General features: G+C 38.6%; 13 protein-coding genes. 4 read left to right on the plus strand and 9 right to left on the minus strand.

Features of this window, described 5'->3' with window-relative positions; translation table 11 throughout:
- Nucleotide 1: 1 nt before the first annotated feature.
- Nucleotides 2–268: a cell division protein ZapA gene (gene zapA / locus P3U61_RS08030; protein ID WP_019166359.1), complete on the minus strand. Its 267-nt coding sequence runs from the start codon at nucleotides 266–268 to the stop codon at nucleotides 2–4.
- A 142-nt stretch (nucleotides 269–410) separates the two neighbouring features.
- Between zapA and rnhC the strand changes: the two genes are divergently transcribed.
- Nucleotides 411–1,349 carry a ribonuclease HIII gene (rnhC, locus tag P3U61_RS08035; protein WP_014614209.1) on the plus strand — a complete coding sequence of 313 codons (939 nt, stop codon included), beginning with the start codon at nucleotides 411–413 and terminating at the stop codon, nucleotides 1,347–1,349.
- 791 nt (nucleotides 1,350–2,140) lie between these two features.
- The gene (gene merB, locus P3U61_RS08040; protein WP_037543273.1) at nucleotides 2,141–2,734 is read left to right on the plus strand and encodes an organomercurial lyase; all 594 of its coding nucleotides are present in this window, start codon (nucleotides 2,141–2,143) and stop codon (nucleotides 2,732–2,734) included.
- A 111-nt stretch (nucleotides 2,735–2,845) separates the two neighbouring features.
- On the opposite strand, the gene pheT is transcribed toward merB, so the two are convergent.
- The 5 genes from pheT to P3U61_RS08065 form a co-directional block, all read right to left on the minus strand.
- A complete protein-coding gene (gene pheT, locus P3U61_RS08045; RefSeq protein WP_101457711.1) occupies nucleotides 2,846–5,251 on the minus strand; it encodes a phenylalanine--tRNA ligase subunit beta in 2,406 nt (801 codons plus the stop codon).
- Nucleotides 5,238–6,308: a phenylalanine--tRNA ligase subunit alpha gene (gene pheS, locus P3U61_RS08050; RefSeq protein WP_014614212.1), complete on the minus strand. Its 1,071-nt coding sequence runs from the start codon at nucleotides 6,306–6,308 to the stop codon at nucleotides 5,238–5,240. The genes pheT and pheS overlap by 14 nt, the downstream gene beginning before the upstream one ends.
- 408 nt (nucleotides 6,309–6,716) lie before the next feature.
- Nucleotides 6,717–7,463, minus strand: a complete 747-nt coding sequence (locus tag P3U61_RS08055; protein ID WP_096535819.1) for a TrmH family RNA methyltransferase — start codon at nucleotides 7,461–7,463, stop codon at nucleotides 6,717–6,719.
- 113 nt (nucleotides 7,464–7,576) lie between these two features.
- Nucleotides 7,577–7,750 (minus strand): 50S ribosomal protein L32, encoded by a 174-nt coding sequence (gene rpmF / locus P3U61_RS08060; protein WP_014614214.1) that lies wholly within the window; start codon nucleotides 7,748–7,750, stop codon nucleotides 7,577–7,579.
- Nucleotides 7,751–7,806: 56 nt separating this feature from the next.
- Nucleotides 7,807–8,346, minus strand: coding sequence for a YceD family protein (locus P3U61_RS08065; protein WP_014614215.1), 540 nt, complete (start codon nucleotides 8,344–8,346; stop codon nucleotides 7,807–7,809).
- 126 nt (nucleotides 8,347–8,472) lie between these two features.
- Here P3U61_RS08065 and P3U61_RS08070 point away from each other — a divergent pair, with 126 nt between their 5' ends.
- Nucleotides 8,473–9,609: a nucleotidyltransferase gene (locus P3U61_RS08070; RefSeq protein ID WP_037543279.1), complete on the plus strand. Its 1,137-nt coding sequence runs from the start codon at nucleotides 8,473–8,475 to the stop codon at nucleotides 9,607–9,609.
- Nucleotides 9,610–9,942: 333 nt separating this feature from the next.
- On the opposite strand, the gene coaD is transcribed toward P3U61_RS08070, so the two are convergent.
- Together coaD and rsmD are read right to left on the minus strand one after the other, a co-directional pair.
- Complete coding sequence (gene coaD / locus P3U61_RS08075; RefSeq protein WP_014614217.1) at nucleotides 9,943–10,434, minus strand: pantetheine-phosphate adenylyltransferase; 492 nt, start codon at nucleotides 10,432–10,434, stop codon at nucleotides 9,943–9,945.
- Entirely contained in the window at nucleotides 10,427–10,978 is a 552-nt protein-coding gene (rsmD, locus tag P3U61_RS08080) for a 16S rRNA (guanine(966)-N(2))-methyltransferase RsmD (RefSeq protein ID WP_014614218.1), read from the minus strand. The genes coaD and rsmD overlap by 8 nt, the downstream gene beginning before the upstream one ends.
- Before the next feature lie 62 nt (nucleotides 10,979–11,040).
- Between rsmD and P3U61_RS08085 the strand changes: the two genes are divergently transcribed.
- Complete coding sequence (locus P3U61_RS08085) at nucleotides 11,041–11,430, plus strand: DUF7147 family protein (RefSeq protein ID WP_014614219.1); 390 nt, start codon at nucleotides 11,041–11,043, stop codon at nucleotides 11,428–11,430.
- 2 nt (nucleotides 11,431–11,432) lie between these two features.
- Here the strand turns inward: P3U61_RS08085 and P3U61_RS08090 are convergent, their stop codons facing one another.
- Entirely contained in the window at nucleotides 11,433–11,678 is a 246-nt protein-coding gene (locus P3U61_RS08090; RefSeq protein ID WP_014614220.1) for a YlbG family protein, read from the minus strand.
- Nucleotides 11,679–11,745: the final 67 nt, after the last annotated feature.

The raw sequence follows: 11,745 nt of genomic DNA on the forward strand, positions 1-11,745 counted from the left end.
ATTAGTGTCCTCTATGTTTTAAACGTTGAATTTCTTCTCGTAACAGTGCATTCTCTTCTTCTAATAACACGAGTTCATGCATCACATTGACCGCAGTTAGTACAGCTTTGCGCACAGAATCCAGTCCTGCGTTTCTACGTCCCAACTCTCGAATTTTACCATCGACTAAGTCAGCGACATAACGAATGCGTTCAGGGTCATCTTCCCCTAAAATCGTATAGTTTTGATCATTAATCGTTACATTGATTCGGTTTTTAAACTCACCCATTTCACTCACCTAGCCTTATTATCTTTTTGTTTGATCATGGTACATTATACACGAGTTAGGCTTATTTGTGTATCATTCATTGTTCCCGTCTTATCGATTCTATGTTACCATTTTAAAGTAAAAATAGAAGAGAGGGTATTGGATGACAAATATTGTTAAAAAGTTAAATGCAAACGAAATTGAACAACTTTTAAAGCACCTTCATCCCGACACGCAAGATCTCCCTACTGGCATGCGCGCACGGGCGAAATATGAAGGGGTCACGATCAGTATTTACAATTCACAAAAAGTCATGTTTCAAGGTAAAAATGCAGAAGCGTTATGGCGTAAACTGATTGACCACTCTGAAAGGAAGTCCCCTGCGAAGTCGAAATCGAAAAAGAAACCCGTCACATCGACACAGTATATTCGTTACAATGCACATAGTTGTATCGGCAGTGATGAGGCAGGTAGCGGTGATTATTTCGGACCATTAACAGTATGTGCGTGTTACGTTTCTGCACAGCATATTCCTATATTGAAAGAATTAGGTGTAGATGATTCCAAACGTTTAACTGATAAAAAAATTGTTGCCTTAGCTGAGCAACTCGTTACATTTTTACCTCATTCTTTACTCGTATTGGATAACCCGAAATATAATGAACGCAAACAACTAGGCTGGTCACAAGTTAAAATGAAGGCTGTTTTACATAATGAATGTATTAAAAATGTATTGAAAAAAGTGGATGCAACTGAAGTGGATTATATTGTTATTGATCAGTTTGCGAAACAAGAGGTTTATGAACATTATGCGCTAGGTGCGATTCCAGAACGTCAGAAAACGCAATTTGAGACGAAGGGTGAGTCGAAATCTTTGGCGATTGCGGCGGCGAGTATCATTTCACGGTATGCGTTTGTGAAACATATGGATCAGTTGTCGAAGCGTTACCGTATGGAAATTTTGAAAGGGGCGAGTCATAAGGTGGATGTGACTGCGGCAAAGGTGATTGAGAAGTATGGGCTTGAGGTGCTTGATGGAATGAGTAAAAGTCATTTTAGTAATCGAAATAAAGCGTTGGCACTGGTGAATTCAAAGCGTTAATTGTGGTTATGAACATTTGTTGACAGTAGGCGTTGCAACCTTAGACTGTTTGAATCGCGCTGCGCTTTCCTAGGGGCTGGCCCTTCAACTCAATTCGGCTTAATTAAAATAGATACTTGTTCGAGGCCGAATTGGATTTTGGGAGCAGTACAGAAATCTCATGTGTAACTAAGATTTCGTTGTACTGCCCCCGCAAGGCTGACTAGACTTCTCAAAAGCATGCGCATTGAGAAGTCAGACAGCTACTACGTTAAACGGTAGCCACTTTTAAAGTAAAGAAGTGACTGCTAGCAGTATGCACGCGTCCCCTCAGGAGTCTTGCGCGATTCTTGCAATCTTTGGTACTTTTCTGTTTTTTCGACATGTGGATAACTCTAATCCTTACCCCTTTGATTCAGTGTGCATCTGGTTTTCTTTCGGTTACTATTTTTCTCAACCTACACTACTTTTTCTATTGCAGATACCCTCTCTTTTATTGTATATGATCCGTGCCTTCTACACCTTCTTGATTTTTGAGTCATGTTTATATTTGTCGGTGCTTTTCTGTTTTTGCGACATGTTGATGACTTTAATACTTACCTCTTTGATTCACTGTGTATCTGGTTTGCTTTCGAATACTATGATCATTGATTCACTTTTACGTTTTGATAGACGATTTTTCAATTTTATTCATTTCTGCTTTTTGCGTATCAAAATTTATACTTTCTTTGCTCGTTTGGACGTTTATATTTTACTTCAAAGTGTGTTTCCATATATAATAAATCGAAATAATTACGATTTGAGGGATTGACTTGAATTTTACCCAGGGTTTAACTGAAGCAGAGAATGACTTAAGACTTGAGATGATTCACTATATTTGCGACAACCCAGAAACACCACTTAAAGTAAAGCCTGAATATCAAACACTCATCAACAAAAATGTTGTGGTTGCCGAAAATGGTGAATTGATTTCTATTTATCCGATTTCACTTAAAGCAACGAATAAAAAAGTATACACAAATCAAAATACGTCGCCAGTATTTGCAATGTGTGCGATTGATGCGATAGGTGTGCATTATACGATTCATTCGAATATCACGATTGAGAGTGAAGACGAGTTGATGCACACACCCATCCACTTTGAAATGAAAGACGGACATATCATCAATCGAAATGAACACGACATTTTTGTTTTATACAAAGATGTGCTAAAAAAAGAAAATTGCAATGTTGACTGTTGTCCTTATATTCACTTTTTTACAAGCGAGCAAAATGCCCTAGAATATCTTAAACAAGTTCAATATACGGGACCTTATCAAATATTAAATTTAGATGAAGCGAATGAAACAGCAAAGGCATTATTTCGATATCAGCCAGTGGAATGTGGTCGCTGTTGTCAATCATGACATGTACAGTTAAGGTTATCATTTGAAATACATCAATTTTCGATATAACGAGACAACTCAAAAAACACCAAGTAACTTCAATCGTTACTTGGTGTTCCCTGTTATCGTTTTTTATCCACGTAATGTTGCACCTTGTGCTTCTAACACTGCAAGAATCGCTTGATGAACTTTTGTCACTTGTTCTTCTGTTAATGTATTATTTTCATCTAAGTAAGTTAAACGAATGGCTACTGATTTTTTGCCTGCTTCCATATGTTCACCTTCATAAACATCAAATACACGGGCATCTTTTAAAATTGCACCACCATTTTGATGAATCGTATGAACAAGGCTTGCGGCACGTACTTCTGACGCTACAACAAGTGCAATGTCACGTGTCACGCCCGGAAATTTCGGAATCGGTTGATAGTTAATATAACCGACTGACTGTTGCATGATTTTTTCGTAATTGAGTTCAAAAACATACGTACGGCCTAAATCATATGTTTTCGCTACAGTTGGATGTAATTCCCCGATAAAACCAATCGCTTCACCATTTAACGTCACTGCTGCAGTACGACCTGGGTGAAGACCATCGATTTGGGTTGTTTCATATTCAAAACGTAATGCGAGTTGGTCAGCAATACGTTCGACAATACCTTTCACAAGATAAAAATCAACCACTTCTTTTTTACCTTGCCATGGATTAGATACATATTCACCTGTCATAATCCCACTTAAATATTCCACTTGTTCTGGTAATGTTTGGCCTTCTTGACCGAAAAAGACATTTCCTATTTCATAAAGTGCAATATCTTGATTTTTACGCGCAACGTTATATTGCGTTGCGTCAATTAAATGTGGAATTAAGCTTTGACGTAATGTTGAATGGGCCTCACTCATCGGCATCAACAGTTCAACCGTTTGATGCGTTGTTGTTGTAAATGCGGTTGCACGTTCACGATCCACTAATGAATACGTAATCGCTTGTGATAGACCCGCACCTTCTAATGTACGTTTCACGACACGTGTTTTACGTTGACGGTCAGTCAGTGCACCACTTGTTACATCTTCAAATACTGGTAACGTCGATGGAATGTTATCGTAACCGTAAATACGTGCGATTTCTTCAATTAGATCCGCTTCAATCGTAATATCGCGACGACGCGATGGGACTTTTACATGAATGTCGTTATTCGTAATTTCAGTGTTAAAGCCAAGTTGTTCAAATACACGCACGATATCCGCTTCTGTCAAATCAAAGCCGACTGTACGATTTACTTTATCTGCTGTAATCGTAATATCTGTGACTAATGCACCTAAATCACCGTCTGTCACACGGCCGTCTAACACTTGACCTTGTGCCAATGTTTCAAGTAAGAAACATGCACGATCAACAGCTTCATCTAAAAATTCAGTCGCAATGCCTTTTTCGAAACGACTTGATGATTCGCTACGTAAGTTTAAACGACGTGATGTATGACGAATCGCAACTGGGTTGAAAATCGCCCCTTCAACGATAACATTTTTAGTTTCTGGTGTTACTTCAGAGAAATCGCCACCCATCACACCACCAAGTGCAATCGGTTGTTGACCATTGGTAATGACGATATCGCTTGATAATAATTCGCGTTCTTGATCATCTAAAGTTGTCATTTTTTCATTTTCATGAGCGAGTCGAACGACAATATCGTTTGACCCAATGTGATCTTTGTCAAACATGTGCAATGGTTGACCGTATTCTAACATGACATAGTTTGAAATATCGACAACGTTATTAATTGGACGAATGCCTGCCTTCATTAAACGCGCTTGCATCCATTCGGGTGACGGTGCGATTTGGACATTTTCAACGACGCGTGCACTGTAGTATGGAACTTGTGTCGTATCTTCAACTTTGACCGTCAAGGTTTCATGCGCTGCTTTCGGCTGTGCTGTCACTGTTGTTTCTGGTTTGCGAACTTGCTTATCGTACAAGGCAGCTGCCTCGTAAGCTGTTCCAATCATACTTAATGCATCAGAACGGTTCGGTGTTAAATCAAATTCCATCATTTGATCATCTAAATATAACGCTTTTAATGCATCTGTGCCTGGTTCAATAGCAGTCGCAAATTGATAAATGCCATCTTCAAACTTTTTCGGTACAACATTGCTTGGCAGACCGATTTCTTGAAGCGAACAAATCATACCTTCAGATACTTGGCCACGTAATTTAGCACGTTTAATTTTAATACCGCCTGGTAAACGACCGCCTACTTTTGCGACGATGACTGTTTGACCTGCACCTACGTTCGGCGCACCACAAACAATTTGTACAGGGGTCTCTTCACCGATATTCACTTGGCAAATGTTAAGTTTATCTGCATCTGGATGTTGTGCAATTTCTTCAACATAACCGACCACTAAATTTTTAATCTCTTTCGTAAAGTCTTGAATATCATCAACTTCAATTCCTGTACGCGTAATACGTTCCGCCAACGCCTCAATTGAAACATCTAAATCAACATATGTTTCTAACCATTCTTTAGATATTAACATGTTGTTCACCTCTATCTTCTACTGCTTTAAATTGATTTAAGAAACGGATATCGTTCGTATAGAAATGACGGATATCTTCAATACCATACTTCAACATCGCGATACGATCAGGCCCCATTCCAAACGCAAAACCTGAATATTTTTTCGAATCAAAGCCTGCCATTTCAAGTACGTTCGGATGTACCATACCTGCTCCTAAAATTTCAATCCAGCCAGTATGTTTACACACGTTACAGCCTTTACCCTTACATTTAAAACATGACACGTCAACTTCCACAGACGGTTCAGTAAATGGGAAATAACTTGGACGTAAACGAATTTCACGATCTGCACCAAACAGTGATTTCGCTAATAATTCGAGTGTTCCTTTTAAATCACTCATTTTAATGTTTTCGTCGACCACGAGCCCTTCGATTTGTGTAAATTGATGACTATGTGTCGCGTCGTCAGAGTCACGTCGATATACTTTACCCGGGCAAATGATTTTCACTGGGCCTTGACCATTACGTTGCTCCATTGTACGCGCTTGTACGGGTGACGTATGAGTACGTAACAATACTTCTTCAGTAATGTAAAAACTGTCCTGCATATCGCGCGCTGGATGTGATTTCGGTAAGTTGAGTGCTTCGAAGTTGTAGTAATCTTGTTCCACTTCAAATCCTGTTACAATTTCATAACCTAAACCTAAAAATAAGTCTTCAATTTCTTCAACTGTACGTGTTAAAGGATGTTGTGCTCCCGTTGCGACTGTACGCCCTGGTAATGTCACATCGATCGACTCTTCTGCTAATTGTTGATTTAATTGTGCTTCAGCAAGTAGCGTTTGACGTTCAGCAACCGCCCCTTCAATCGCTTGACGCACTTCATTGACTCTTTGGCCATATGCAGGTCTGTCTTCTTTCGGCAAGTCTTTCATTTGTTTCATCAGACCTGTCACTTGACCTTTTTTACCTAAATATTTGACCTTAACATCTTGTAACGCTTTTTCATCTTGTGCTTGTTCAATATCAGTCATTGCTTCATTTTTGATTTGAATCATTGCTTCATTCTGCACCATTGTCATTCCTCCTTTAATTCTTTAACGCCATTCATACTGAAACCTCTTTATCGCACTTCATTTTTGTCAATTGTCGGATATGTCTTTTGCCCTCAATCACAGCGCACACAAATAAAAAAGACTCCGCCCGCACTATTGGGACGAAATCTCTTCCGTGGTACCACCCAGTTTTATGTATCCAAGACACATACACTCTGAATTCATATTGATAACGGATTTTACTTCCGACTTAAATCTCTTTAAGTAGCTAAAAAGGTGAAAAAAACTATGTAGATTGAGTCCAACTCACAGTTTATGCCAGACCTCCCTGAACAATCCCGATAATAGTTTACGTCTTTTTATCAGCAGTTTGTTGAATTGTTAATACGTCTATTATATACATGCGTTCATCAAGGGTCAACCCAAAGTCTAACCCTTTAAATAAAACATTAAAATCCCTGCAGCGACGGCAACATTTAAACTCTCAGCTTGTCCATAAATTGGAATAATCAAGTTTTGTGTCGTATGCGCTAATAAATCCATCGCGACACCTTCCCCTTCATTGCCGAGGATGAGTGCAAATGTATCTTGTTGGCTAGCGACTTGATGATACGTCGTTGCATCTTGGAGCGCAGTCCCATATATTGGTCCTTTAAACGATGACATCCAAGCTGACATGTCATCTACATATTGAATTGGAATGTGAAAGACGCTACCTTGACTAGCACGTAATACTTTATCTTGGTAGACATCAGCAGTTCCTTTCGTCATCACTATTAAGTCTAACCCTGCTGCATCAGCCGTACGAATCATCGTGCCGAGGTTACCTGGGTCTTGAATACGATCTAAAATTAACACTTGTTTTGCTGCAGTGACATCAACTTGCGGCTTTTCAATGATTGCAAATATCCCTTGAGGTGTGACAGTTCCTGATAATGTTTCAGCGACTTTTTGCGTAATTTCGTATACTTCCTCTGCCGCTTCAATGAGTTCTGTCGGCACACGGCTCGGCTCAATCATAAACAATTGCGTCACCTTAATTTGACTTTCGACCGCTTCTTCAATTAAATGAAATCCTTCTAGAATTGCAAGCCCTTGCTTATCGCGTTCTTTTTTCTTTTTTAATTTATTATAATTTTTAATTTTAGGATTTTGTATCGATGTAATAGCTTCCATTTTGGGTTCATCTCATTTCATCTTATGTTCATGTACTGCTCAAAAAATAGGACTGGAACAGTGATTGTTCCAGTCCTATTTTACATTAATATCCAGTTACTGTAAAAAGTCTATTATTTAGAAACGACTTCTTCACCTTTGTATGAACCACAGTTTGGACATACACGGTGAGATAATTTTAATTCACCACAGTTTGGGCATTCTTGCATGCCTGGTACTGCTAATTTAAAATGTGTACGGCGTTTGTTTTTTCTTGTTTTAGAAGTTCTTCTTTTTGGTACTGCCATGGTTAGTTCATCCTCCCTTTTATTCGATTCATTTGACGCATCGTAGTTCAAAAAACTTAGCGTGCATGATTACTATCATCGTATAATTGTTGTAATTTCTGAAGCCTTGGATCGACATTCACATGTGATTCATCTTGAGATGGGTCGTTATCCAAATTATCTTCGTCAATAACTTCCCAACCTTGACCACCAGTAAGCATTTGATCGCTGTCATCCGCAACGACACGCATTGGTTTCTCAAGCATAACAATCTCTTCGGCAATTTCACGAAGATCAATCATACCATTAGTGACAAGATGATAATGTTCATCGTCCTCATCCTCATACAAACCATCTAAATCAAACACTTCCGTTGTTGTTGCATCCAACGGCACATCTACAGGCACTAACGTACGCGCGCACGCCATCTTATACTGCCCAGTTAAATGCATTGTCGCAACAACCTCATTCGATTTAACAATCAACTCACCCTCGATATCAATCGGTGACAAGTCTAATAAATCCAAGTTTTGAATCAGATGGTTAAACGTTACGGTCTGATTAAATTTAAAAGGTTGTCCTTGGTATTTTCTCAATTGTGTTATTGACCACTTCATATGGCTTCACCTCTAACAAGCACAAAATTTATTTTAACTATTGATAGTTAAGTTGTCAAGATTTTTTCTTAACATCTTAAGTTCTGATACAATATTCATAATGAGACACGAAAGGACAGAATGCAAATGAAAAGTGTCGCAATGATTACAGAGTATCACCCTTTTCATCACGGCCATCTCTATCATGCGCAACAAAGTAAAAAACTTTCTCAAAGTGACGTTGCAATTGCCATCATGAGTGGCCAATTTATGATGCGTGGGTTGCCCGCGATGTACAACAAATTTAAACGTGCACAAATGGCTACAGTAGGTGTTGATTTAGTAGTCGAAATGCCATTAGTCGGCTCACTATCATCGAGTGACATTTTCGCTCAAACCGGTGTTAAAGTAGCAGACTATTTACAAACTGATGTGTTAAGTTTCGGAAGTGAAAGCGGTGACCTATCACAATTAGAACACGCCGCGCAACAACTCATTCAACTCGAGCAAACATCCGCTTTTCAAACAGCAATCAAATCAGGGAAAAGTTATGCCAGAATCGCAGCGGAAACATTGCAAAGCGACCTATTAAGTACACCGAATAACATTTTGGCTATCGCCTACTTGAAGCAATTGCACTTACAACGCAGTAGCATGCAACCGATGACCGTAACGCGTGCACACGCCCAACACCACGATTCCGAAATGCATCACACCTCCATCGCGAGTGGTACAGCGATTCGCGAAGGCATCATGAGTGGCGATCGGACATGGCAAAAAATGGTACCTGAACAAAACATACCTTTAATGACCATCCCATTTCACGATCAACAGCGTTTATTCGATTTGATTAAATTTGCGATTTTGCAACATACACCTGAAACATTAAAGCAAATTTATACGATGAGTGAAGGTTTTGAAAATCGTTTATACCGTGCAGCGTTGTCAGCAACAGATTACACAACTTTTATGCACGCATTAAAAACGAAGCGTTATACTTATACCCATATTCAACGTATTTTAATGAATGTGTTGTTGCATTTTCAATATGCTGATGTTACCGAAGACGTCCATGCCGTGAGAGTATTGGCGATGACGCCTCAAGGGCAACGCTACTTGAAATATTTAAAAGTACATTTTCCAGAACGCCGCATCGTCACATCGATTCATCGTGAGACGGCAAAGCTATTTCCAAACGAAGTGAAAGCAACAAATATTTATAACGTTTTGACGGGCGATACTATGACCGACTTTAATACACCTGTGTATATTCGCAAGCATTAAATCATTAAAATATCATGCTGCCTTAAATATGTTTTATTTTCGGCATCAACTTCAACTATTTTAATTCGGACTGTCAACGCATTGTATTCTAAAATCTTAAGAAAAGGGCTAGAGGCAAAAAATATTTTTTACCTAGCCCTTCCTAATATATATCAATCGTATTAGCATAATCAAAATCCAAACTTATTTTGGCACAATACATTTGATAGTGATGACAATTTGACCTTTTACCGAATAAGATCTTAATGATGTCTCACCATCTTTTTAATGCTTAATTAACCGTATACTTCTATTGTTTTCTCAAAAGCAATATCTGGGTCATTCGTTTCCATTTTACTTATCAAGCTTAAACTTTTTCAACAACGCCTCTTCTACATGTTTCGGCACAAATTCAGAAATATCCGCATCATACTGTGCGACTTCCTTCACCATACTCGAACTAATGAAGGAATAGTCTGTCGAACTCATCATATATAAGGTTTCTACTTTGTCATTCAACTTTTTATTCATTGAAGTAATTCTCAACTCATATTCAAAGTCACTGACCGCACGCAATCCACGAATGATCGTTGTTGCACCAATTTCGTCACAAAAATCTACTAATAAGCCACTGAAGGAATGCACATACACATTCGGTAAATGCGCGACGGACTTTTCAATTAACTCCAAGCGTTCCTCCACTGTAAACGTCCCTTTTTTACTACTGTTTCGTAATACACAGACGTGCAATTCATCAAAACGGTCGGCACTTCTTTCAACGATATCGATATGTCCTTTTGTAATAGGGTCAAAACTTCCAGGAATAACAGCTTTCGTATTAACCATGACTTTCTCCTTTTTTCAAAACACAAGTGTCAGTTAAACCATAGTGATAGCGTTTGACTTCTTCAAAAAGTGAAGTATCAATGGATTCACGATGGCTATACTCACACACGATGATACCATTTTGCTTTAATAAATCAAATTGATGAATACTTTTCAGCGCTTCATCAATTAATCCTTTTTCGTATGGTGGATCAAGAAAAATTAAATCGAACTGAATTTCTCGTTTATTCAACGCTTTTAACGCACGGTCTGCATTATTTTTATATACTTCAGCTTGATGTGTTAAGTCTAACTTTTTTAAATTGTGTTGAATTACTTTAACAGCACGGATGTTTTGATCGACGAAAATGACTTTGTCCATCCCTCGAGAAAGTGCTTCAATGCCTAAACTGCCACTTCCAGCAAACAAATCAAGCCCCAGCCCTTCAACTGTATGTAAACTATTAAAAATACCTTCCTTCACTTTGTCCATCGTCGGTCTCGTATTGCGCCCTTCCAATGTTTCGAGTGATTTACTTTTATGTTTTCCTGCGATGACACGCATGTTTTTACACTTCCAATCCGATTTCATTTTTAATATACTTTGTTTTAAGAGGAGGAACCCAAATGCAACAATCTTTTATCGTTTTAGGACACGGATTGACGGATCTGTACGAATTTAAAACGCTCATTGAATATAATCATGAACGTATCGATCGCATTGTCTTTTTCCATACACCAAAGTCCACGCGCCAATTGACATCTGTGGCGATCATTATGCAACCTACTGAAGGGCGTAAGTTTCAAGCCATGTATATCATGTTAGATGCCTTGCGTTATCCTTATCCCGAAAGCAATCGTAAATATGAGCTCATTCAATCATATGCAGCACCCTACCATATCGAAATGGTCGGTGTAGATGTCCATGCACCCGATGACTATCCTGAGCTTGATTTATACTTTAACTATTTAAAAAGTGTATTACGCTTGCAACATTGGATTCCCGCACTGGAATAAGGTTATTCATTTGCTTCTTTTGGATATTCTTGTTTCAAATCTTTATAAGGTGAGCCGACCACGCGAATGACATATTTCAGTTTCATCAGGCGCGTCACCACATCGTCAATATCCTTTTGATTCACATACATCGATACGTATTTTTGTTGTGAATTCGTATAGACAATGTGACCATATTTTCGAATATGACGTTCATGCTTCATGTTTTTAAGATAAATAATTATATTTTCACGTTGTATGATATCCATTTTTTCACCTCGAATTTCACATTATTATCGTACCATGTGCCGCTAACTACGGAAAGCATAAGTATCA

The organism is Staphylococcus pseudintermedius (assembly GCF_034042775.1).
Taxonomy (GTDB): domain Bacteria; phylum Bacillota; class Bacilli; order Staphylococcales; family Staphylococcaceae; genus Staphylococcus; species Staphylococcus pseudintermedius.